Origin of the sequence: Streptomyces sp. BF23-19 (assembly GCF_041106355.1) — a bacterium.
GTDB classification, from domain to species: Bacteria; Actinomycetota; Actinomycetes; order Streptomycetales; family Streptomycetaceae; genus Streptomyces; species Streptomyces virginiae_A.
In genome coordinates this window covers 41467-64692 of record NZ_JBGBPT010000041.1, presented here as the reverse complement: position 1 = coordinate 64692, position 23226 = coordinate 41467, and the positions used below count along the sequence as shown (strand labels likewise).

Sequence of the window (23226 nt, the reverse complement as noted above, 5' to 3'; positions counted from 1 at the left end):
GGCTTCACCGAGGACGCCCCGGCCGTCTTGCCCGACGCGGGCTTCGCGTCCGCGGGCTCGGCATCCGCCGTGGCGTCGGCGGCACGCTCCTCGGCGCCCGGCTCGACCGCCCGGCTCGACCCCGGCTTCACCGCCGCGGGCGCATCGGCATCCGCGGGCTCCGCCGCGGGCGATCCGGCAGGCGAAGGCGCGGCGCCGGCCGCTGACTTCTCCTGGCCGGACTCCGCCGCAGGCGGCCCGGCAGGCGAGCCCGTCCCGGAAGGCACGCGGCCAGCCGAAGACTTTGCACTGTCAGGCTGCGCCGCAGGCGACTCGGTGTGCTCCGGCTTCGACATGCGTCCCCTCTGCGATCGTGCCGCTGCTCCGCCTGCCCCAGCGGCTGAGCGACCCGGCGGCCGGGGCTCGCGATAACCCGCCCCGGCAGAACCCTCATTCTTCCTCACTCCGCAACGGACGGGCGCCCCGGGTCTACGGTTCCCCCCTCCGCATCCCGGAGTTACAACGGAACGATGTCCGGCGCCCCCAGCCGCGCCGCGTCCGCCGCCTGGTCGTCCGGCTGACGCTGCGATTCCCGCTCCGCCTGGACCCGCTTCTCGTAGTGCTCCACTTCCTTCTCGATCTGCTGCTTGTCCCACCCCAGAACCGGAGCCATCAACTCCGCGCACTCCCGCGCCGACCGCGTCCCCCGGTCGAAGGTCTCGATGGAGATCCGGGTCCGCCGCGTCAGTACGTCGTCCAGGTGCCGGGCTCCCTCGTGCGAGGCCGCGTACACGATTTCCGCCCGCAGGTAGTCGTCCGCCCCGGACACCGGTTCCCGCAGTCCCGGGTCGGCGGCCATCAGGTCCAGCAGTTCCTCCGTCAGCGACCCGAAGCGGTTCAACAGGTGTTCCACCCGCACCACATGAAGCCCCGTCCGGGCCGCGATCCGCGCCCGCCCGTTCCACAGCGCCCGGTACCCCTCCGCCCCGACCAGCGGCACGTCCTCCGTCACGCAGTCGGCCACCCGCTGGTCCAGGCCGTGCACGGCCTCGTCGACCGCGTCCTTCGCCATGACCCGGTACGTCGTGTACTTGCCGCCGGCGACCACCACCAGCCCCGGCACCGGGTGCGCCACCGTGTGCTCGCGCGACAGCTTGCTCGTCGCGTCCGACTCCCCGGCCAGCAGCGGCCGCAGGCCCGCGTAGACGCCTTGGACGTCGTCACGCGTGAGCGGCACGGCGAGCACCGAGTTCACGTGCTCCAGCAGGTAGTCGATGTCCGCGCTCGATGCCGCCGGGTGCGCCTTGTCCAGGTCCCAGTCGGTGTCCGTGGTCCCCACGATCCAGTGCCGGCCCCACGGGATGACGAACAGCACCGACTTCTCGGTCCGCAGGATCAGCCCGGTGCTCGAATGGATCCGGTCCTTCGGTACGACCAGATGGATTCCCTTCGAGGCCCGTACGTGGAACTGGCCGCGCTCCCCGATCAGCGCCTGGGTGTCGTCCGTCCACACCCCCGTCGCGTTCACGACCTGCTTCGCGCGGATCTCGTACTCGCCTCCGCCCTCCACATCACGCACCCGCGCGCCGACCACCCGTTCGCCCTCACGCAGGAAGCCGATGACCCTCGCCCGATTGGCGCAGTGCGCCCCGTACGCGGCGGCCGTGCGCACGAGCGTGGCGACGTAGCGCGCGTCGTCCATCTGGGCGTCGTAGTACTGCAGGGCTCCCACCAGCGCGTCCTTACGGAGCGCCGGCGCCACCCGCAGCGCGCGCCCCCGTGACAGGTGCCGGTGCACGGGCAGGCCGCGTCCATGGCCGCTGGAGACCGACATCGCGTCGTACAGCGCGACGCCCGAACCGGCGTAGAGCCGCTCCCAGCCCTTGTGCTGCAGCGGGTAGAGGAAGGGCACGGGCTTGACCAGGTGCGGGGCGAGGCGCTCCAGGAGCAGGCCGCGCTCCTTCAGCGCCTCGCGCACGAGGGCGAAGTCGAGCATCTCCAGGTACCGCAGGCCCCCGTGGATCAGCTTGCTGGAGCGGCTGGAGGTGCCGGAGGCCCAGTCCCGCGCCTCCACCAGGCCGGTCGACAGGCCGCGTGTCACGGCGTCGAGCGCGGTGCCGGCGCCCACCACGCCCGCGCCCACCACCAGCACGTCCAGTTCGTGCTCGGCCATCCGGCCGAGGGCCTCGGCCCGCTGCACCGGCCCCAGTGTCGCTGTCCTCACGGCTGCCTCCCGTTTGGTGCGGATGAGATCCCGCTCACATGCCCCGTTCCACGATTCTGACCGCACGCACCCACATCAGCCACCGCCTGTGGACAACACAACGGTGGCGTCGACTCCGTAATGCGACATATCTGTCATATATACGCCTAGTCTGACATTGCGCCAGCTCCCCTGTCCCCCGGAGAACTTGCGCGGCAGCCCCCTCATGTCAGGGAAGGGACGGCACCCCCATGCCCGCAGATCTCGCCGTCATCGGACTCGGCCATCTCGGCCTCCCACTCGCCCAGGCGGCCGTCGCCGCCGGAATCGAGACGGTCGGCTACGACAGCGGTCCGGTCACGGACTCCACCCTCACCGCCGCCGAGATCCGCCGCATGTCGGCGGCCGGCTTCCGGATCACCACCGACCCCGCCGAGCTCGGCCGGGTGCGCACGGCCGTCATCTGCGCCCCCACCCAGCTCGGAGCGGACCGCGCACTGGACCTCTCCGCCGTCGGCGAGGCCGGCCGCGCGCTCGCCGCCCGGCTGCGCCCCCACACCACCGTGATCCTCGAATCCGCCGCCCACCCGGGCGTCACCGAGGACTACCTCCGCCCGATCCTCGAAGCCGGCTCCGGGCTGCGGGCGGGCCGGGACTTCCACCTGGCCTACTCCCCCAGCCGCCTCGACCCGGGCAACCGCACCCACGGCATCTCCAACACTCCCAAGGTGATCGGCGGCCTCACCCCGGCGTGCACCGAGTCCGCGCACGCCTTCTACGCCCGCCTCACCGAGAAGGTGGTCCGCGCCCGCGGCCTGCGCGAGGCCGAGACCGTACAGCTCCTCGAAACGAACTACCGCCACGTCAACATCGCCCTCATGAACGAGATGGCGGTGCTCTGCCACGACCTCGGCGTCGACCTGTGGGACGTCATCCGCTGCGCCGAGACCAAGCCGTACGGATTCCAGGCATTCCGCCCCGGTCCCGGCGTCGGCGGCCACGGCGTCCCGCTCGACCCGAACTACCTCCCCCACACCACCCGCACCCCCGGCCACCCCCTGCGCATGGTCGGACTGGCCCAGGAGATCAACAACCGGATGCCGCAGTACGTCATCCAGCGCTCGGCCACCCTGCTGAACGAGCACGGCAAGTCCGCCCGCGGGGCCCGCGTCCTGCTCCTCGGCGTCACCTACAAGCCCGACCTGGCCGACCAGGAGGGCTCCCCGGCCCGCGAGATCGCCAGCCGCCTGATCGACCTGGGCGCGCTGATCAGCTACCACGACCCGTACATCACGGGCTGGCGGGTCCGGGACCGGCCCGTCCCCCGGGCCGAGTCGCTGTACGAGGCCGCCGCCAACGCGGACCTGACCATCCTGCTCCAGCACCACCGCACCTACGACCTGCAAGGCCTCGCCGTGAAGGCCCAGCTGCTCCTGGACACCCGCGGCGCCAGCCCGGTGGGCGCGGCCCACCGGCTCTGAGCCCGCGCCCGACTCCCGCACGGCGGCCCCCGCACCGGCCGTCCACCGAGGTGCTGAGCAGGCGCGCCGGACAGGCGGCCGACGGAAAGTACCTGTCGGCAAGATCCGCTCCGGTCATATGATCCGCGCGTGCCCGCTCTCCCTCCCCCCGGTCGGCCCGTTTTCGAACCCGCCGACCGCATCCCGTCCCTCGCCGCGCTGCGCACCGCCGTACGGAGCAAGGACTGGGACGCCATCACCGCCGGCTTCGCCGTGCTCTCCGACGAGGACGACCGGGCCCTCGCCTGCCGGACCATCGCGGAAACCGCCGGTACGGAGTTCTTCCTCCGAGAGACCGTGAACCGGTTGCCCGATGATCCGCTGGCCCGGACGCTGCTCGCCGACCGGCTGATCCAGACCGGCTGGGCCATCCGCTCGGGACACCGGGCCCAGCACGTGTCCCGCCAGCAGTTCAGCGAGTTCCACGCCTACCTGCGGCGTGCCGAGCTCCTGCTCATCGACGTCTGCGCCGAGCACCCCGAGTACGCCCTCGCCTGGTACCTGCGGGTCATCACCTCGCGCGGGCTCCAGCTCGGCCTCGGTGAGACCCGCCGCCGCTACGACCGGCTCGCCGAGCACCACCCGCACCACTTCAGCGGCCAGTCCCAGCTGCTCCAGCAGATCTGCCCCAAGTGGGGCGGCAGCTGGGAGGCCGTGCACGCCTTCGCCCAGGAGTGCGTGGAGAGCGCCCCGGCCGGCGGCCCGAGCGGGGCCCTGACCGCCGTGGCGCAGATGGAGCAGTACCTGGAGGTGTCGGAGAAGGAGGGCACCCGCGCTGCGGAAACGTATCTGCGCGCGCCCGACAACCACGCCCGGCTGCGCGACGCCGCCGCCCGGTCCGTGCTCCACCCCGCGTTCCGCGCCGACGCCCACCACGCCGTCAACGCCCACAGCGCCTTCGCCGCCGCGCACAGCGCCGCCGGCCGCCCCGCCGACGCCGCCCCGCACTTCCGGGCCCTCGGCGACCACGCCTGCACGTTCCCGTTCGGCTACATCGGGACCGGCGACCACGAGACCGAGTTCGTCCGCCATCGCAAGACCGCCCTCGCCAAGGGCTGAGGGGATCCCACCGAGATGGACATCGACACCACCGCACCCGCCACGACGACGACCGACGTCGACGGGATCACCACGACCGTCGTGAACGGCATCCGCACCGTCCTCGCACCCCGCTCCGGCCCGCTCACCGCCGGCCTGCTCTTCCGCGTGGGCCGCGCCGACGAGACCCTGGCCACCAGCGGGATCACCCACCTGGTCGAGCACCTCGCCCTCCACCGGCACGGCCTGGGCGACCTGCACTACAACGGTGCCACCGCCGTCACCTACACCCACTTCCACGTCCAGGGCTCGCCCGCCGACGTGGTCGAGTACCTGAACGGCGTCTGCGCCGCCCTGCGCGACCTCCCGATGGACCGGCTGGACACCGAGAAGGAGATCCTGCGCACCGAGGCCGCCGGCAGGGGCTCCGGACCGGGACACGCCTCGGCCCTGTGGCGCTACGGATCCCGTTCCTTCGGGCTCACCGGCTACGCCGAACTCGGCCTGCAGGGGATCACGGCGGACGATGTCCGTGCCTGGGCGCAGACCCGGTTCACCGCCGAGAACGCCGTCCTGTGGATCACCGGCGACACCGTCCCCGAGGGCCTCGACCTCACGCTCCCCACCGGCGAGTGGCACCCGACCCCCGAGGCCACCTCCGCCCTGCCGACCACCCCCGCGTGGTTCCCCGGCGAGGACGGCGCCCTCGTACTCACCTCGGTCGTGCCCCGGTCCACCGCGGCGAGCCTCTTCGCCGACGTGCTGGGCAAGGAGCTGTTCCGCGCCCTGCGCCAGAAGGGCGGCTACTCCTACACCGCCGCCGCCGAGTACGCGCCGCGCGACACCGACTCCGCGACCCTCGTCGCCTACGCCGACGCCCTCCCCCAGAAGCAGGACGCGATGATCGGCGCCTTCGTCGACGTCCTCGCGAAGCTGCGGGCGGGTCGGATCGAGCAGGCGGACCTGGACTCCGTACGGGCCTCCGCACTGGCGCAGTTCGACCTGCCCGAGCTCGCCGCGGCCAAGCTGCCGGCGCACGCCATGAACCTGCTGCTGCGCCACCGCGACCTCACCGTCGCCGAGGCGAAGGCCGAGCTGGAGGCGGTGACCTCGAGCGACCTCCACCAGGTGGCCCTGGCCGTGTGGGCCGACGCGCTGGTGCAGGTGCCCGGCAGCGGCCTGGACTGGGCGGGGCTCGCGGCCGCGCCCGCCCAGTCCCCCGAGATCGTCAACGGACGACGCTACTCCGCCGTGGGGAACGGCAATGTCGCCCTGCTCGTGGCGAAGGACGGCGTCAGCCTGACCGCACCGGGCAACCAGGTCACCGTCCGCTACGCCGCATGCGCCCTGATGCAGGTCTACCCGGACGGGGCCCGCCACCTCGTCGGCCACGACGGCTTCAGCCTCACCATCGAGCCGACCCTGTACCGGGTCGGCGCGGCCGAGCTCGCGGTGATCGACGCGGCCGTACCGCCGTCCGCGGTGATCGCGATGCCGCCCCGCGATCCCGCCCGGATCCCGCAGCCGCCCGAGCCCGCGAAGGAGCCCGTCCGGCACGCCTGGTTCACCGCCCTGCTGTGGGTCCTCGGGGTGCCGGCGCTCCTGCTGACCGCCGCCACCGTCCTGCTCTGCCTCGTCCTGACCCGGAGCGACGACGGTGTCGCCCAGGAGGACGCCGCCTTCGCGCTCGGCTGCATCGTCGTCTCGGCGGTGTTCATGATCCCCTGGGGCATCTGCATGCGGCGGCGCAAGCAAGGGCTGAGCTGAGCCCTACGGGCCCACGCCCGCGCCCCGGACACGCCGGAGGGCCGGCACCCCGAGCGGGGTGCCGGCCCTCCGGCGTACGCGAAGCGATCAGCGGCTGTGCTGCGAGTCCGCGATCGTGACCTCGACCCGCTGGAACTCCTTGAGCTCGCTGTAGCCGGTGGTGGCCATCGAGCGGCGCAGCGCGCCGAAGATGTTCATCGAGCCGTCCGGGGTGTGCGAGGGACCGGTGAGGATCTCCTCGGTGGTGCCCACGGTGCCGAGGTCGACCTTCTTGCCGCGCGGCACGTCCTCGTGGACGGCCTCCATGCCCCAGTGGTTGCCCTTGCCGGGCGCGTCGGTGGCACGGGCCAGCGGGGAGCCCATCATCACGGCGTCCGCGCCACAGGCGACGGCCTTCGGGATGTCGCCGGACCAGCCCACGCCGCCGTCGGCGATGACGTGCACGTAGCGGCCACCGGACTCGTCCATGTAGTCGCGGCGGGCCGCGGCCACGTCCGCGACGGCGGTGGCCATCGGGACCTGGATGCCGAGGACGTTGCGCGTGGTGTGCGCGGCGCCGCCGCCGAAGCCGACGAGGACACCGGCCGCGCCGGTGCGCATCAGGTGCAGGGCCGCCGTGTAGGTGGCGCAGCCGCCCACGATGACCGGGACGTCGAGCTCGTAGATGAACTGCTTGAGGTTCAGCGGCTCGGCGGCGCCCGACACGTGCTCGGCCGACACGGTGGTGCCGCGGATCACGAAGATGTCCACGCCCGCGTCGACGACGGCCTTGGAGAACTCGGCCGTGCGCTGCGGGGAGAGCGCGGCGGCGGTGACGACGCCGGAGTCGCGCACCTCCTTGATGCGCTGCCGGATCAGGTCCGCCTGGATCGGCGCGGAGTAGATCTCCTGGAGACGGCGGGTGGCCGCCTCCTCGTCCAGCTCCGTGATCTCGTCGAGCAGCGGCTGCGGGTCCTCGTACCGGGTCCACAGGCCTTCGAGGTTCAGCACGCCGAGGCCGCCGAGCTCGCCGATGCGGATGGCGGTCTGCGGGGAGACGACCGAGTCCATGGGGGCGGCCAGGAAGGGGAGCTCGAAGCGGTACGCGTCGATCTGCCAGGCGATCGAGACCTCCTTCGGGTCCCGGGTACGCCGGCTCGGGACGATGGCGATGTCGTCGAACGCGTACGCCCTGCGGCCGCGCTTGCCGCGCCCGATCTCGATCTCAGTCACGTGTGGTGGCCTTTCCTCTGGGTCTGCCCGTCCAGTATCCCCGAATGCCGGGGGCCCGCGTTCCGGTGACCGCTGTACGGACGCCCGCGCGAGCACGGCGAAGGGGCGGGCCCGATGGACCCGCCCCCTCAGCTCATACCGTTCAGCCCTTGCGGGAGTAGTTCGGTGCTTCGACCGTCATCTGGATGTCGTGCGGGTGGCTCTCCTTGAGGCCCGCCGAGGTGATGCGGACGAACCGGCCGCGGTCCTGCAGCTCGGGGACCGTGCGGCCGCCGACGTAGAACATCGACTGGCGCAGGCCGCCGACGAGCTGGTGCACGACCGCGGAGAGCGGGCCGCGGTAGGGGACCTGACCCTCGATGCCCTCGGGGATGAGCTTGTCGTCGCCGCCCACGCCCTCCTGGAAGTAGCGGTCCTTGGAGAAGGACTTCTGCTCGCCACGGGACTGCATCGCGCCGAGCGAACCCATGCCGCGGTACGACTTGAACTGCTTGCCGTTGATGAAGAGCAGCTCTCCCGGGGACTCCTCGCAGCCCGCGAGCAGCGAGCCGAGCATCACCGTGTCGGCGCCCGCGACCAGGGCCTTGGCGATGTCGCCGGAGTACTGGAGGCCGCCGTCGCCGATGACCGGGACACCGGCCGCCTTGGCGGCGAGCGCGGCCTCGTAGATCGCGGTGACCTGCGGGACGCCGATGCCGGCGACGACGCGGGTGGTGCAGATGGAGCCGGGGCCGACGCCGACCTTGATGCCGTCGCAGCCGGCGTCGATCAGCGCCTGGGCGCCGTCACGCGTGGCGACGTTGCCGCCGATGACGTCGACGGTGGAGTTCGACTTGATCTTGGCGACCATGTCGCCGACCAGGCGGGAGTGACCGTGGGCGGTGTCGACGACGATGAAGTCGGCGCCCGCCTCGATCAGGGCCTGGGCGCGCTCGTACGCGTCGCCGGCGACACCGACGGCCGCGCCGACGAGGAGCCGGCCACCCTTGTCCTTGGCGGCGTTCGGGTACTTCTCGGCCTTGACGAAGTCCTTGACCGTGATGAGGCCCTTGAGGATGCCCGCGTCGTCGACCAGCGGCAGCTTCTCGATCTTGTGGCGGCGCAGCAGCTCCATGGCGTCCACGCCCGAGATGCCGACCTTGCCCGTGACCAGCGGCATCGGGGTCATGACCTCGCGCACCTGGCGGCTGCGGTCCGACTCGAAGGCCATGTCGCGGTTGGTGACGATGCCGAGGAGCTTGCCGGCGGGGTCGGTGACCGGGACGCCGGAGATGCGGAACTTCGCGCAGAGCTGGTCGGCCTCGCGCAGCGTCGCCTCCGGGTGCACCGTGATCGGGTCGGTGACCATGCCGGACTCGGAGCGCTTGACCAGGTCGACCTGGTTGGCCTGGTCGGCGATGGAGAGGTTGCGGTGCAGCACGCCGACGCCGCCCTGACGGGCCATGGCGATGGCCATGCGCGCCTCGGTGACCTTGTCCATGGCGGCGGACAGCAGCGGGACGTTCACGCGCACGTTGCGCGAGATCAGGGAAGAGGTGTCGATCGCGTCAGGCGACATGTCCGACGCGCCCGGCAGCAGCAGCACGTCGTCGTAGGTCAGTCCGAGCGTGGCGAATTTGTCGGGCACTCCGTCGGCGGTCATGACACCTTCCCAAATGGTCTTGCTCAGCGCGGATGTCCATGCTAACGGGATCCCGACGCGTCTCATTCCACGACCAAGGTCAAGCAGAAGATTCGTTGTTTCCTACGACTGCGGCCGGCGGCCGGGGCCCCTGGCCGAGCGCGGGGACCACACGGAACGGACGCATCGGACCGCGGTCGGACCGCGGTGGGATCGCGCTGAACCGCGCGAGCCGCGAGGCCCGCACGGCCGCCTACTGCTCGGCGAGTGCGCGCAGCCGGCTGAGCGCACGATGCTGGGCCACGCGCACGGCCCCGGGGGACATCCCGAGCATCTGCCCGGTCTCCTCCGCGGTCAGCCCGACGGCCACCCGCAGCACGAGGAGCTCGCGCTGGTTCTCCGGAAGGTTGGCCAGCAGCTTCTTGGCCCAGGCGGCGTCGCTGCTGAGCAGCGCGCGTTCCTCCGGGCCCAGCGAGTCGTCGGGCCGCTCCGGCATCTCGTCGGAGGGCACGGCCGTGCTGCCCGGGTGCCGCATGGCGGCCCGTTGCAGGTCGGCGACCTTGTGTGCGGCGATCGCGAAGACGAAGGCCTCGAAGGGCCGCCCGGTGTCCCGGTAGCGCGGCAGCGCCATCAGGACGGCGACGCAGACTTCCTGCGCCAGGTCCTCCACGAAGTGACGAGCGTCACCCGGCAATCGCGAGAGCCGGGTACGGCAGTAACGGATCGCGAGGGGGTGCACGAAGGCGAGCAGGTCGTGCGTGGCCTGCTCGTCACCCTCCACCGCCCTGCGTACGAGCGCGCTGACGCCCCCGGCACTGCCGCCCTTGGCGGTGCCGGTAGGGCCTGTGGCCGCGGGTGACCCCAGGGCCTCGTCGTCGCGCATCAATCCATGGTGCCTTGGCGCCGGAGCATCCGCGCCGCCATGGCCCTTGTTGTGCATCGAAGCGTTATGAGCAGGTGCGCCGGAACTCATCGTCTGCGCCCTCCCCTCCCGCTCGGCCGAATAGTCCCCGAGAGACTCCACACCCTCAAGGATGCGGCATCGCGCACGAAGCGAGACGTCCCCCGGATTGTGCCCCGCCAATCCCCGGGTGCGCACCGGGTACGGCGGGGACAGGGATGCCCTCGACAACAGGAGCCGTCGAGGGCGGCGTGCCGCCCCGTCCGCGGGTGGCGGACGGGACCGCTCTCGACGATCCGCGGCCTGTGGCGGACCGGGCCGGGCCCGGCCACGACCGGGAGGTCAGCGGACCAGACCCCAGCGGAAACCGAGTGCCACCGCGTGCGCCCGGTCCGAGGCGCCGAGCTTCTTGAACAGTCGGCGGGCGTGCGTCTTGACCGTGTCCTCGGAGAGGAAGAGCTCGCGCCCGATCTCCGCGTTGGACCGGCCGTGGCTCATGCCCTCCAGCACCTGGATCTCGCGCGCGGTGAGCGTGGGCGCGGCGCCCATCTCGGCCGAGCGGAGCCGGCGCGGGGCCAGTCGCCAGGTCGGGTCGGCGAGGGCCTGGGTGACCGTGGCCCGCAGTTCGGCGCGCGAGGCGTCCTTGTGCAGGTACCCACGGGCGCCGGCGGCGACCGCGAGGGCCACGCCGTCCAGGTCCTCGGCCACCGTCAGCATGATGATGCGGGCGCCGGGGTCGGCCGAGAGCAGTCGGCGGACCGTCTCCACACCGCCCAGCCCGGGCATCCGTACATCCATCAGAATCAGGTCGGAGCGGTCGGCGCCCCAGCGGCGGAGGACTTCCTCGCCGTTGGCAGCCGTCGTCACACGCTCGACGCCGGGCACGGTGGCCACCGCGCGGCGGAGCGCCTCTCGGGCAAGCGGGGAGTCGTCGCAGACGAGGACGGATGTCATGACCGCCCTCCGCAGCTGCTGATGCGCGTCACCTTGAGCCTCCAGGCTGGTACGTATCGTCACCTGTGCGGTCGATGCTCCCGGACACCTGTCCGAGAACTTATTGGTTCAACCGCCTTCGCACTCTCAACGATGGTCACTCGAAAGAGTTACGGGTCGGACGGACACCTTCAGCACTCTACGTGAGGAAGCGATCACGGCGTCGGAGCCACGAGCCGCTTGTCCTCCATCTGGAGCTATGCCCTATTTGGCGGCTTTCCTTCCGTTTGGCACGTGTCTGAGGCTAGATTCCCAATGAGTCATATTTACATCTACTCCGACAGTAGGTGTGGAGACATGGACCGTATCCGCCTCAGTACCGGCACCAAGAGGGACTACCAATGGCAGATTTCTCCCGCCTCCCCGGACCGAACGCCGACCTCTGGGACTGGCAGCTGCTAGCCGCCTGCCGCGGGGTCGACAGCTCCCTCTTCTTCCACCCGGAAGGCGAGCGGGGCGCGGCCAGGAGCGCGCGCGAGGCCTCGGCTAAAGAGGTCTGCATGAGATGCCCGGTGCGTTCGGAATGCGCCGCGCACGCACTCGCCGTCCGAGAGCCCTACGGGGTGTGGGGCGGCCTCACCGAGGACGAACGCGAGGAACTGATGGGCCGCGCCCGGCATCGCCTGATCCCCGCGTCGAGTGCGATCGGACCGATCGCGCCGAACTGAGAGCCGACGAAGCGTCCGAAGGAACGTTTCTTCGAATCACCAGCACGCCCGGGCGTGTCGCCGCCCGGCCCGCGTTTCACCCGTTCGGCCGTACCGGGCCGTCCGACGTGTACGCCCCCGGCCGCCGCCGGGGGCGGACGCGGGTCAGCGCGCGGCCGCCCGCTCCAGTTCGGTCAGGGTCGCGGCCACGGCCGGCACCCGGGCCAGGTCGGGCAGGGTCAGCGCCACGACCTCCCGCTCGACGGCCGGCTCCACCGCCACCGCGCTCACGCCCTTGGCCCGTACGGACTCCACCGCGAGCTCCGGCAGCACGGCCACGCCCAGCCCCGCGCCGACCAGGCCGACCACGGCCGGGTAGTCGTCGGTGGCGAAGTCGATGCGCGGGGTGAAGCCCACGCCCTCGCACACCTCCACCAGATGGCGGCGGCAGCGCGGACAGCCCGCGATCCAGGGTTCGTCCGCCAGCTCCGCCATGCCCACGCGCTCCGCCCCGGCCAGCCGGTGCCCCTCCGGGACCAGCCCGACGAGCCGGTCGGTCAGCAGCGGCCGCACCACGAGGTCGTCCCACTCCGCGGCGGAATGGGACGCGCCGCCGTAGCGGAAGGCCAGCGCCAGGTCGCAGTCGCCCTCCCGCAGCATCTCCACCGACCGCGGCGGCTCCGCCTCGACCAGCGAGATGCGGGTCCCCGGGTGCTCGGCGCGCATCGCCGCGAGTGCGGTGGGCACCAGCGTCGAGCTGCCGCTGGGGAAGGACACGAGCCGGACCCGGCCCGCGCGCAGCCCGGCGATGGCCGCGACCTCCTCCTCGGCGGCGGTCAGCCCGGCCAGGATCCCCGCGGCATGACGGACCAGCGCCTCGCCCGCCTGGGTCAGCCGCATCTCGCGGCCGGTGCGGATGAGCAGCGGGGTGCCGGCCGACTGCTCCAGCGCCTTCATCTGCTGGGAGACGGCGGGCTGGGTACAGCCGAGTTCGCGGGCGGCGGCGGAGAAGGACCCGGTCCCGGCGACGGCGCGCAGGACCCGGAGATGGCGTGCTTCGATCACCCTTCGAGCATAAGCCCTACTTTGATTGCCGGGAAAATCTACCGATGTCACTTTGGGGCGGCCTCCGGATAGCGTGGTCCCATGAGCTCCATGCACTTGATCTCCGTGAACCTCGGCCGCGCCACGGCCGTCGACCACACGGACGCGGAGGGCGGGGTGACGGGCATCGGCAAGCGCCCCGTCCCCGGACCGGTCCACGTCCTCGCCCCGGGCCCCAAGGCCTCCGGCCTCGGCAGCGGCCTGGAGGGCGACGCCGTCTGCGACCGACGCCACCACGGCGGCGACCACCAGGCCGTCTACGCGTACGCCCGCGAGGACCTGGACCTGTGGGAGCACATGCTGGGTCGCGAGCTGCCCGGCGGGCTGTTCGGCGAGAACCTCACCACCTCCGGCATCGACCTGAACAGCGCGCGGATCGGCGACCGCTGGCGGGTCGGCGCGGACCTCGTCCTCGAAGTGGCCTCGGCCCGCATCCCGTGCCGGACCTTCCAGGGGGCCATGGGCGAGACCGGTTGGGTCAAGCGGTTCACGCAGGAGGCCCGGCCGGGCGCGTACCTGCGGGTGATCGAGGAAGGTTCGATCTCCCCCGGCGACCCGATCGAGATCATCCACCGGCCGGACCACGAGGTGACGGTGCAGCTGTGGTTCCGCGCCTTCACCACCGAGCGGGCCCTGCTGCCGCTCACCCTCGCCGCGGGCGAGGCGATGGAGCCGGGCGCCCACGAGCGGGTTCGCCTGTACGTGGAGAAGTACGGGGCTGGGGCCGGGGCGAGGTAGCGCCACCATCGGGGGAAGCTAGGTTGCGCCTATGACGACTGCGTTGATTACGGGATCCACGGCGGGCATCGGCGCCGCCTTCGCCCGGCGGCTGGCCGCCCAGGGGCACAATCTGGTGCTGGTGGCACGCGACACGAAACGGCTCGGCGAGCAGGCCACCGAACTGCACGACCGGCACGGCATCGAGGCCGACGTACTGGTCGCCGACCTCTCCACGGAGGCGGGCATCGCGGCGGTCGAGCAGCGCCTCGGCGACCGCACCCACCCGGTGGACCTGTTGGTCAACAACGCGGGCTTCGGCAACAAGGGCCGCTACCTCGAAGTCTCCATGGCCGACGAGCTGACCATGCTGAAGGTGCACATCGAGGCGGTCCTGCGGCTGACCTCGGCGGCCACGGAATCGATGCGCTCGCGGGGCCGTGGCGGCGTCATCAACGTGGCCTCCGTGGCCGCCTTCGTACCGCGCGGTACCTACGGGGCGAGCAAGGCCTGGGTCGTGCAGTTCACCCAGGGCGCGGCGCGGGACCTGGCGGGCTCCGGGGTGCGGCTGATGGCGCTGTGCCCCGGGTTCGTCCGGACGGAGTTCCACCAGCGGGCCGGCATGGGCACGGACAACATCCCCGGCTGGATGTGGCTGGACGCCGACAAGCTGGTGGCCACGGCCCTGGCCGACCTGGCCCGCGGGAAGACGGTGTCGATCCCGGACCCGCGGTACAAGGCGCTGATGGGCGTGGTGAAGCTGACCCCGCGCGGACTGCTGGGCGGGATGTCCTCGCGCACGGGCCGCAAGTACGGCCCCCAGTAGCCCTGGAGGGTACCCCGACAGGGCCTACCACAAGCGGCCGATCGGGTGAAATCTCCCTAAACTGGACCTGTCCCATCCAGCGCGGGAGGCGACGCGATGACATTCGTACAAGTGATCGATTATGAGACCAGGCGGTTCGACGAGATGAACGCGCTCATCGACCGCTGGGCGGAGCAGAGCAGCGGCAGGCGCACCGCCACGCACACGATGATCGGCCAGGACCGCGAGGCCCGGAACCACTACGTGGACATGGTGGAGTTCGCCTCGTACGAGGAGGCCATGAAGAACTCCCAGCTCCCCGAGACGGACCGGATGTTCCAGGAGATGGTGGCTCTCTGCGAAGGCATGCCGAAGTTCATGAACCTCGACGTGGTCCGCGACGAGCACCTCAACAAGCAGCTCGCCCGGCGGGTGTTCGAGGAAGCGGCCATGGGCGGAAACATGGGCGTCCTCGACGAGTGCTTCGCGACGAACTACATCGACCACGACGTCAGCAAGGTGGAGTCCACCGTCATCGGACGCGAGGCCATGCGGTCGGACATGGAGACGTGGCGCGCCGCCTTCGACATGTCCTTCGAGCCGATGGCCCAGCTGGCCGAGGGCGACATGGTCACGACGGTGTGGAACTGGCGCGGTACCCACAAGGGCCCGTTCATGGGGGTCGCACCGACCGGGAAGACGTACGAGATGTCCGGGAGCACCACCTTCCGGTGCCTGGACGGAGAGATCGTCGAGGGCTGGTGGCACTACAACCCCGGCGCCCTGCAGCAGCAGATGGGCGGATCGGGCTCCCCGTACGGAACCTGAGGCCCCGTCACGGGAGGTCAACGGCAAGGCACACGGCAAGGAAGAACGGCAAGGCCCCGCTCCGCGGCTGCGGAGCGGGGCCTTCCCGGCGTGGTGCGTGCGATCAGTGGCTGTGACCGTGGCCGTGGCCGTGACCGGCGTCGCCCTCGTCCTCGGCCGGCTTCTCGACGACCAGGGTCTCGGTCGTGAGCAGCAGCGAGGCGATGGAAGCGGCGTTCTCCAGCGCGGAACGGGTGACCTTCACCGGGTCGATGACGCCGGCCTTGACCAGGTCGCCGTACTCGCCGGTGGCGGCGTTGAAGCCCTGGCCCTTGTCGAGCTCGGCGACCTTCGAGGTGATGACGTAACCCTCGAGACCGGCGTTCTCGGCGATCCAGCGCAGCGGCTCGACGGCGGCGCGGCGCACGACCGCGACACCGGTGGCCTCGTCGCCCGACAGGCCGAGGTTGCCCTCGAGGACCTTGACGGCGTGGACGAGCGCGGAGCCACCGCCGGAGACGATGCCCTCCTCGACCGCGGCGCGGGTCGCCGAGATGGCGTCCTCGAGACGGTGCTTCTTCTCCTTGAGCTCCACCTCGGTGGCGGCGCCGACCTTGATGACGCAGACGCCACCGGCGAGCTTCGCCAGGCGCTCCTGCAGCTTCTCGCGGTCCCAGTCCGAGTCGGTGGACTCGATCTCGGCCTTGATCTGGTTGACGCGACCGACGACCTCGTCGTGGCTGCCGCCACCGTCGACGATGGTGGTGTCGTCCTTGGAGATGGTCACGCGGCGGGCGGAGCCCAGCACGTCCAGACCGGCCTGGTCGAGCTTGAGGCCGACCTCCTCGGCGATGACGGTGGCACCGGTGAGGGTGGCCATGTCCTGGAGCATCGCCTTGCGACGGTCACCGAAGCCCGGGGCCTTGACGGCCACCGCGTTGAAGGTGCCGCGGATCTTGTTGACGACGAGGGTGGAGAGCGCCTCGCCCTCGACGTCCTCGGCGATGATCAGCAGCGGCTTGGAGGCGCCGGCCTGGATGACCTTCTCCAGCAGCGGCAGCAGGTCCTGGATCGAGGAGATCTTGCCCTGGTTGATCAGGATGTACGGGTCGTCGAGGACGGCCTCCATACGCTCCTGGTCGGAGACCATGTACGGCGAGAGGTAGCCCTTGTCGAAGGCCATGCCCTCGGTGAACTCCAGCTCCAGGCCGAAGGTGTTGGACTCCTCGACGGTGATGACACCGTCCTTGCCGACCTTGTCCATCGCCTCGGCGATGAGCTCGCCGACCTGCTGGTCCTGCGCGGAGAGCGCGGCCACGGCGGCGATGTCGGACTTGTCCTCGATCGGGCGGGCGGTCGCGAGGAGCTCCTCGGACACGGCCTTGACCGCGGCGTCGATGCCCTTCTTCAGGGCGGCCGGGGAAGCACCCGCGGCGACGTTGCGCAGACCCTCGCGGACCAGCGCCTGGGCCAGCACGGTGGCGGTGGTGGTGCCGTCACCCGCGATGTCGTTGGTCTTGGTCGCCACCTCCTTCACGAGCTGCGCGCCCAGGTTCTCGTACGGGTCGTCCAGCTCGACCTCGCGAGCGATGGTGACACCGTCGTTGGTGATGGTGGGGGCGCCGAACTTCTTGTCGATGACGACGTTGCGGCCCTTGGGGCCGATCGTCACCTTGACCGTGTCGGCAAGCTTGTTGACGCCGCGCTCGAGGGCGCGACGGGCGTCCTCGTCGAACTTCAGGATCTTCGCCATGGGAGCGGTTCAGCCCTCTCGAAAACTCGGGTTTAACGAGCTACGCCCCTCGCCGCCCGGCAATCAGCGGGGTGACCAGGGGCGCAGCTCAAAGCAGTACTGATGAAGAGAATTACTTCTCGACGATCGCGAGCACGTCGCGAGCAGAGAGGACGAGGTACTCCTCGCCGCTGTACTTCACTTCGGTGCCGCCGTACTTGCTGTAGAGCACGATGTCGCCGACGGTGACGTCCAGCGGGAGACGCTGGCCGTCCTCGAAGCGACCCGGGCCCACCGCGAGGACGACGCCCTCCTGGGGCTTCTCCTTCGCGGTGTCCGGGATGACCAGGCCGGAAGCCGTGGTCTGCTCGGCGTCCAGCGGCTGGACCACAATGCGGTCCTCAAGCGGCTTGATGGCAACCTTGGAGCTGGTGGTCGTCACGATCCGACCTCCCCCTTCGGAGATCCGGGGTTAACTGTCTGAGGTGGCGACCAGGTCGATCCGTCGTCGCGGGTGCCGGATCTGCCTGTCGCTGTGTTGGCACTCACCAGGGGTGAGTGCCAGGTGCGAGACTATTCCGGCGATTAGCACTCGGTCAAGCGGAGTGCCAATTCTTGCCACCCGGCGTTGCGCGGACCGGCGTCGGAACGCCACCCGACGGGGCTCACAGACGGCGGGGATCACTAGTCTCCAGCCCATGACCTGGCGAAACGCGCAGCTCCGCTGGCGCGACCTCATATCGATCACCGTGGGCCTAGCGATCGGGATCTCCGCGTTCTCGTTGGCCGGACCGCGGCTGACGACCAAGCTGACGGGGGTGGAAGGCAGCTTCCGCGCGGAACAGTGCGAGTGGCAGGAGGACTGGGACGGGGTCCGGAAACGGGCGTGCGCCGGTTCCTTCACCGCCGCCGACGGGTCCTTCACCATCCACCCGATCGCGGCCGAAGGCCTGTTCGAAACCGATCCGGCCGGGCCGGTGGCCTCCCGGGTCGACGGACCGTCGGCCGACGAGGCCGTGCAGCCGGGTCTCATGTCGCTGGCGCCCCTCCTGGGCATCGGCCTGATCGGCTTCGCGTACCCCCTGTGGGTCCTGGTCGCGGTCACCCGCGACCTCCTGGCCCGCCGAAGACGCCGCCGGGGGGCCGATACGACGCCGGCCGCGAGCCCCGCGGTGCCCGCCGCCGTCGCCGGTACGACGAGGACGAACTCCGGGGTGCGCTGGATCCACGCCGTCCCGATCGCCGTCAGCATCGCCGGCGGGATCTTCATGTGCCATGTGGCCGTACCGCGGCTGATCACCCAACTGACCGGGGTCGAGGGCACCTTCCGCGCCGAGCGCTGCGTATGGGAGGAGCCCGATCCCGACGGGGACCGGACGATGAAGTGCACGGGGGACTTCACCGCCTCAGACGGCTCGTTCACCCTCGGCGGGATCAAGATCGACGGCTCGTTCGACGACCGACCGAAGGCGCCGGTGCGGGCCCGCGTCAGCGGCCCGTCGGCCGAACATGCGGTGCAGATGGACGTCGCCGGCTCGCTCGCGCCGATAGGCCTGGGGCTGACCGCCTTCGCGTTCCCGGCCTGGGCGCTGACGGCGGCCACCCGCGACGCCCTCGACCGCCGCAGACGCCGCCGAACCGCCCCGGCGGACAACGGCCCCGCCGACCCCAACTCGTGGGGCCCCCTCCCGTCACGGTGACCGGTCCCCTGCGGGGGCCCCTGCGGGGTGCTCGGCGGTGTGCTCGGCGGTGTGCTCGGCGGTGTGTGCCGCTCGGGTCGGGCTGCGCCCGGGGCGGCGCCTCAAACGCCGGCGGGGCTCGGTGGTGTGGGGTGGGGGCGCGCAGGAGGGGGCGAAGAACCTGTCCGGCGGAAAGGTGCGCTTCATGACCCTTCCCGTCGAGCGCGTCGGAAGGAACTATGGGGAGGACATCAACGTCGTAGATGATATGAAGATAAAGCGCCTCATTGCCGAGCAGATCGGACCCAAAGCTTCCGCCGCCCCCGGCGCACAGGGCGCCACGTCCTCACCCGAGGCGGCGCCCCCGCCGTCACCCTCGCCGTCCACCCCCCAGGACGGTGGCGGCGTCCCGTGCGTGGACTGAAACCGCTGACGTCGGCGGTCGCCCGGCGGCGCACCGAGGGGCTGCTCCTGGTCTTCGTCATCGCCATCGCCGTCCTCGGCCACGCCTGTGCGGGCCTTGCCATGAACGGCGAGCTGCCACCCAAATTCATCGACTTCGCCATCAGCATGACCCTGCTGTCGCTGGTGGGGCACCTGGGCATACGCCGCTTCGCGGCCTACGCGGACCCGCTGATCTTCCCGCTCGCCATGCTGCTGACCGGCCTCGGACTGGTGCTGCTGCACCGTCTCGACCAGAGCTACATCGAGCGCTGGAACTCGGATGCGAACGCCCCCGGCCAGCTGATGTGGACGGTGGTCGGGGTCGCCGCCTGCCTGCTGGTGCTGGCGCTGCTGCGCGACCACCGGCTGCTGCAGCGGTTCATCTACATCACCATGGCCGTCGCGTTGGTGCTGCTGATCGCTCCCGCCTTCTTCGGCGCGGACACCTACGGCGCGAAGCGCTGGATCAAACTCTTCGGTTTCTCGCTCCAGCCGGGCGAGTTCGTGAAGATCATGATCGCGATCTTCTTCGCCGGGTACCTGGTCGTCCACCGCGACTCGCTGGCCCTGACGGGCCGCAGGTTCCTGGGCATGCGGCTGCCCCCGATGCGTCAGCTCGGCCCGATCGTCACGGTGTGGATCGTCTCGATGCTGGTGCTGGTCTTCGAGCGCGACCTCGGCACCTCGCTGATCTTCTTCGGGGTGTTCGTGGTGATGCTGTACGTCGCCACCGAACGCACCAGCTGGATCGTCTGCGGCCTGCTCATGGCCTCGGTGGGCGCCTTCGTGGTCGGCTCGACGGAGCCGCACGTCAAGGCGCGCGTGGCCGCGTGGCTCAACCCGCTGTCTTACTACTGGGAGAACCGGCCGGAGGGAGTCACCTCGGACCAGTCGGCGCAGGCCCTGTTCAGCTTCGGCACGGGCGGCATCTCCGGCACGGGCCTGGGCGTGGGTCACCCCGAGCTGATCGCGTTCGCCGGGCGCAGCGACTTCATCCTGACGACGGTGGGCGAGGAGCTGGGCCTGGCCGGGGTGATGGCCGTACTGATCCTCTACGCGCTCCTCGTGCAGCGGGGGCTGCGGATGGCCCTCGGGGCCCGCGACCCGTTCGGGAAGCTGCTCGCGGTGGGCCTGGCGGCGGCGCTGGCCCTGCAGGTCTTCGTGGTGGCGGGCGGCGTCACCGGCCTCATTCCCCTGACAGGCAAGGCCTTGCCCTTCCTGGCCAAGGGCGGCTCGTCCCTCCTGGCCAACTGGATCATGATCGCCCTGCTCCTGCGCATCAGCGACAGCGCGGAACGCCAACGCGAGGCGGAAACCCACGGCCCGGTGGAAACGACGATCACGCCGGTGCTGACGGCGACACCGGACGGGGACGGCTCCGGCGTACGGGAGCCACTGGGGCGGTAGCCGGTGACGCGGTCGGGCGTTCCCCGTCAGTCCCATCGCCCCTCCGGGCCGGGCCGGTCCATGCCTTCAGGGACGGAGCGGTCGCCCATGCCCGACCCGGTCGGCATGGGCGACGATCCCGAGACGAGACCCACCCGACCCAGCCCCGGGTCGGGTGAGGCGCGCCCGATCGCTACGCGCTCCTGACGTCCAAGCGTCCGGCGACCGCCCTGGCCGGACATGAGCCGCCCACGACCGGCCGGCGCTCCTCACTCACGCGCCCGACGCCCGTCAGGACTCTGGTGCCCCCTCATCAGGCAGGCTCCACATTGGCGACCGAGGTAGTGAACTCCCGGCCAGAGGCGGCACGGATGTAGGCGAGTTCCATCCAACGCTCCACGCCTGCGCTTGAGACGTTCTCATTGACCACGGCCATCAACTCACCTTCGACCCCCGAGGCGATGTCCCTGACCCGGCGGCGCAGGAGTCGGTGCGGCAGGTACTCGTACCGATCACTCATCCGTCACCCCACGCAAGGTGGCGAGGAAGCGCTCCCACCCGACCAACGCCCGGTCCAACAGATCCGAACTGGGCTCACCGATGCCCGAAGCCCTGACCAACGGGGCGTCATCGGCATCGATGCCGGACACATGCGACATACCAATCACCCTCACTTGCGAGGCCACCGCCAGACAGCCTCTCTAGAGATGCATTCAGTACAACCGACTCGGACGCGACTCGTCAAGAGATCTCTAGATATGTCGCCGGCAGGGGCCTGGCGCAGGTTCGTGCGGTGACGCATCTCTGGCCCTAGGGTGTCTAGAGAGGAGAGGAAGTGATCGGTTTTCATGACCAGCCAGGGCGGCACCCGTCAGCCGAAGTACCAGCGGATCGCTGATGCGCTGAGGACGGCCATCCAAGCGGGCGAATACGGCCCGGGTGATCGGCTGCCCGGTGAGAACGACCTCATGGCCACTTACGAGGTCGCCCGGATGACCGCGCGCCAAGCCCTCGGAGTGTTGCAGAACGAGGGTCTCGCGGAGGCACGGAAGGGTGCCGGTGTCTTCGTGCGGGCGTTCAAGCCCTTGCGTCGACGCGGTATCGAGCGGCTGGCGCGCGAGCAGTGGGGCGCGGGCCGGTCGATCTGGTCCGAGGAATCCGAGGAGCGGGAGCTGGTCGTCGATCAGATCGACGTGCGCGAGGAAGAGGCGGACGGCCGCGTCTGCGACGCGCTCGACGTTCCCGCAGGGACTCGTGTGTGGGCACGCAGTCGCCGCTTCGTGCTCGATGGCAAACCCGTGCTGTTCGCCCTGTCCCACCTGCCGTCGGACATCGTCGCGGACTCGGCCGTCACGCAGGTCGACACCGGTCCCGGTGGGACGTACGCGCGGCTGGCCGAGTTGGGCTTCGCGCCCGTGCACTTCCGGGAGGAGATCCGGTCCCGGATGCCCTCGGCCGACGAGGCGGAGCGGCTCTCGCTCGCCATGGGTACGCCCGTCATCCACATCGTCCGCACCGCGTTCGCCCAGGGCGGGCGGGTCGTCGAGGTCAACGAGATGACGCTGGACTCCGCCTCCTACGTGCTGGAGTACGACTTCGACGCCTAGGCCGTCTCTTTCGAATCCTGTCGGAGGGGCCGGGCCCGACAGGATCCGAAAGAGACGGCCTAGAAGGGCGGGCAGTCGCTGTAGCCGATCGGCGGCGGTGGCGGGGCCTGGGGGCGGGGTGTCCGGAGCAGGGACATCGCTTCCTCGATCCGGCCCAGCTCCACCAGGAGCGGGCCGAGGAGCCAGGTGTGCTCCAGGCGGTCCGTGTCCAGGAGGGCCACGGCATCTTCCGGGCGTCCCGCTTCGGCCAGGAGGCGGGCCAGGCCTTCCAGCGCGTACGGACCTCCGCCCTGGGGGTGGGACTTGGCGTCCGCGATCGCCTCGTCGAGCCGGCCGCAGGCGGCCATGAGCGGCGCCCTCAGTCGGTGGATCTCCCACTCCTCCCGGCCCCGCCGGGCCTTGAGCGCGTCGAGGTGGGCGAGGCCCTCCTCGGCGCGGCCCTCGGCGGCGCCGCCCGTTCGCGCGACCGGACTAGGTCCCTTCCGGTGACAACCGGGCGCCGCGCGAGCCACGTACCTGCCGGGCCGGGTAAGCCGTCCTTGCGACGACGAACCCGAGCAGCGTTGAGGAGATCGACCATGTACGCAGCAGTCCGGCGGTACGAAGGCGTGACCGACCCGGCCGAGGCCGGGCGCCTCGTCGACGAGGGGTTCGTGGCGCTCATGCGCCAGGTCCCCGGATTCGTGGCGTACTACTGGGTCGACGCCGGAGGTGGGGTGATGGTGTCCACCAGCGTCTTCCGGGACCGTGCGGGCGCCGACGAGTCGATCGAGCGGGCCGCGCTCTTCGTGCGCGACAACCTGGCCCGGTACCTGCCCAACCCGCCGCAGGTGACAGCCGGCGAGGTCGTCGCCTCCGCCTGACCTCCCCACCACGCGCCTTGAACAGGTGAGCCCAGGGCGGTCGTCGGACGCGGAGACGTGGGGAGCGCGTAGCGATTTGGCGCGCTTCCCCCGGCCCGGCCGGTGGCTGTCCTGGCCTCGTCCGGGGATCGCCCCACCGGGACCGGGCCTGGGCGTCTGTGGTGTCCTCGTCCTTCGTACCTTCGACCGGCTCGTTCTGTC

At 70.9% G+C, this 23226-nt stretch carries 21 protein-coding genes; 11 read left to right on the top strand and 10 right to left on the bottom strand.

What is annotated here, in order from left to right; translation table 11 throughout:
* Positions 1-496: 496 nt before the first annotated feature.
* A complete protein-coding gene (locus AB8A24_RS23205; protein WP_328962032.1) occupies positions 497-2203 on the bottom strand; it encodes a glycerol-3-phosphate dehydrogenase/oxidase in 1707 nt (568 codons plus the stop codon).
* A gap of 230 nt (positions 2204-2433) precedes the next feature.
* On the opposite strand from AB8A24_RS23205, the gene AB8A24_RS23200 reads away from it, so the two are divergent.
* The 3 genes from AB8A24_RS23200 to AB8A24_RS23190 all read left to right on the top strand — a co-directional run bounded on the left by AB8A24_RS23200 (position 2434) and on the right by AB8A24_RS23190 (position 6507).
* Positions 2434-3663 carry a nucleotide sugar dehydrogenase gene (locus tag AB8A24_RS23200; protein WP_328962033.1) on the top strand — a complete coding sequence of 410 codons (1230 nt, stop codon included), beginning with the start codon at positions 2434-2436 and terminating at the stop codon, positions 3661-3663.
* A gap of 129 nt (positions 3664-3792) precedes the next feature.
* Positions 3793-4761, top strand: coding sequence for a hypothetical protein (locus AB8A24_RS23195; protein WP_328962034.1), 969 nt, complete (start codon positions 3793-3795; stop codon positions 4759-4761).
* Positions 4762-4776: 15 nt separating this feature from the next.
* Positions 4777-6507 carry a M16 family metallopeptidase gene (locus AB8A24_RS23190; RefSeq protein ID WP_369477440.1) on the top strand — a complete coding sequence of 577 codons (1731 nt, stop codon included), beginning with the start codon at positions 4777-4779 and terminating at the stop codon, positions 6505-6507.
* A gap of 87 nt (positions 6508-6594) precedes the next feature.
* Here the strand turns inward: AB8A24_RS23190 and AB8A24_RS23185 are convergent, their stop codons facing one another.
* The 4 genes from AB8A24_RS23185 to AB8A24_RS23170 form a co-directional block, all read right to left on the bottom strand.
* Positions 6595-7719, bottom strand: a complete 1125-nt coding sequence (locus tag AB8A24_RS23185) for a GuaB3 family IMP dehydrogenase-related protein (protein ID WP_030767410.1) — start codon at positions 7717-7719, stop codon at positions 6595-6597.
* Between the two features lie 142 nt (positions 7720-7861).
* Positions 7862-9361 (bottom strand): IMP dehydrogenase, encoded by a 1500-nt coding sequence (gene guaB / locus AB8A24_RS23180; protein WP_266381337.1) that lies wholly within the window; start codon positions 9359-9361, stop codon positions 7862-7864.
* A gap of 232 nt (positions 9362-9593) precedes the next feature.
* A complete protein-coding gene (locus AB8A24_RS23175; RefSeq protein WP_030712839.1) occupies positions 9594-10223 on the bottom strand; it encodes a sigma-70 family RNA polymerase sigma factor in 630 nt (209 codons plus the stop codon).
* 360 nt (positions 10224-10583) lie between these two features.
* Positions 10584-11195, bottom strand: coding sequence for a response regulator transcription factor (locus AB8A24_RS23170; protein WP_003948568.1), 612 nt, complete (start codon positions 11193-11195; stop codon positions 10584-10586).
* A gap of 380 nt (positions 11196-11575) precedes the next feature.
* Here AB8A24_RS23170 and AB8A24_RS23165 point away from each other — a divergent pair, with 380 nt between their 5' ends.
* Entirely contained in the window at positions 11576-11902 is a 327-nt protein-coding gene (locus AB8A24_RS23165; RefSeq protein WP_030011164.1) for a WhiB family transcriptional regulator, read from the top strand.
* 144 nt (positions 11903-12046) lie between these two features.
* Here the strand turns inward: AB8A24_RS23165 and AB8A24_RS23160 are convergent, their stop codons facing one another.
* Positions 12047-12946 carry a LysR family transcriptional regulator gene (locus tag AB8A24_RS23160; RefSeq protein WP_369477429.1) on the bottom strand — a complete coding sequence of 300 codons (900 nt, stop codon included), beginning with the start codon at positions 12944-12946 and terminating at the stop codon, positions 12047-12049.
* A gap of 90 nt (positions 12947-13036) precedes the next feature.
* Here AB8A24_RS23160 and AB8A24_RS23155 point away from each other — a divergent pair, with 90 nt between their 5' ends.
* From AB8A24_RS23155 to AB8A24_RS23145, 3 genes are all read left to right on the top strand, one after another.
* On the top strand, positions 13037-13723 hold the full coding sequence (locus AB8A24_RS23155; protein WP_369477453.1) for an MOSC domain-containing protein: 687 nt from the start codon (positions 13037-13039) through the stop codon (positions 13721-13723).
* Between the two features lie 31 nt (positions 13724-13754).
* Complete coding sequence (locus AB8A24_RS23150) at positions 13755-14528, top strand: SDR family oxidoreductase (protein ID WP_328962036.1); 774 nt, start codon at positions 13755-13757, stop codon at positions 14526-14528.
* Positions 14529-14624: 96 nt separating this feature from the next.
* Complete coding sequence (locus tag AB8A24_RS23145) at positions 14625-15335, top strand: ester cyclase (protein WP_328962037.1); 711 nt, start codon at positions 14625-14627, stop codon at positions 15333-15335.
* A gap of 103 nt (positions 15336-15438) precedes the next feature.
* Here the strand turns inward: AB8A24_RS23145 and groL are convergent, their stop codons facing one another.
* Together groL and groES are read right to left on the bottom strand one after the other, a co-directional pair.
* Positions 15439-17067: a chaperonin GroEL gene (groL, locus tag AB8A24_RS23140; protein WP_030712856.1), complete on the bottom strand. Its 1629-nt coding sequence runs from the start codon at positions 17065-17067 to the stop codon at positions 15439-15441.
* 112 nt (positions 17068-17179) lie between these two features.
* On the bottom strand, positions 17180-17488 hold the full coding sequence (gene groES, locus AB8A24_RS23135; RefSeq protein ID WP_030389102.1) for a co-chaperone GroES: 309 nt from the start codon (positions 17486-17488) through the stop codon (positions 17180-17182).
* 256 nt (positions 17489-17744) lie between these two features.
* Here groES and AB8A24_RS23130 point away from each other — a divergent pair, with 256 nt between their 5' ends.
* Both AB8A24_RS23130 and AB8A24_RS23125 read left to right on the top strand, forming a co-directional pair.
* On the top strand, positions 17745-18746 hold the full coding sequence (locus AB8A24_RS23130; protein WP_328962038.1) for a hypothetical protein: 1002 nt from the start codon (positions 17745-17747) through the stop codon (positions 18744-18746).
* Positions 18747-19136: 390 nt separating this feature from the next.
* Entirely contained in the window at positions 19137-20576 is a 1440-nt protein-coding gene (locus AB8A24_RS23125) for an FtsW/RodA/SpoVE family cell cycle protein (RefSeq protein WP_328962039.1), read from the top strand.
* A gap of 292 nt (positions 20577-20868) precedes the next feature.
* Here AB8A24_RS23125 and AB8A24_RS23120 read toward each other — a convergent pair whose 3' ends face one another.
* Positions 20869-21075 carry a hypothetical protein gene (locus AB8A24_RS23120; RefSeq protein WP_328962040.1) on the bottom strand — a complete coding sequence of 69 codons (207 nt, stop codon included), beginning with the start codon at positions 21073-21075 and terminating at the stop codon, positions 20869-20871.
* A 328-nt stretch (positions 21076-21403) separates the two neighbouring features.
* Between AB8A24_RS23120 and AB8A24_RS23115 the strand changes: the two genes are divergently transcribed.
* Positions 21404-22162: a GntR family transcriptional regulator gene (locus AB8A24_RS23115; protein ID WP_328962041.1), complete on the top strand. Its 759-nt coding sequence runs from the start codon at positions 21404-21406 to the stop codon at positions 22160-22162.
* 59 nt (positions 22163-22221) lie between these two features.
* Here AB8A24_RS23115 and AB8A24_RS23110 read toward each other — a convergent pair whose 3' ends face one another.
* On the bottom strand, positions 22222-22674 hold the full coding sequence (locus tag AB8A24_RS23110) for a hypothetical protein (RefSeq protein ID WP_369477425.1): 453 nt from the start codon (positions 22672-22674) through the stop codon (positions 22222-22224).
* A 66-nt stretch (positions 22675-22740) separates the two neighbouring features.
* On the opposite strand from AB8A24_RS23110, the gene AB8A24_RS23105 reads away from it, so the two are divergent.
* Positions 22741-23025, top strand: coding sequence for a hypothetical protein (locus tag AB8A24_RS23105; RefSeq protein WP_369477424.1), 285 nt, complete (start codon positions 22741-22743; stop codon positions 23023-23025).
* The last annotated feature ends 201 nt before the right edge of the window (positions 23026-23226 follow it).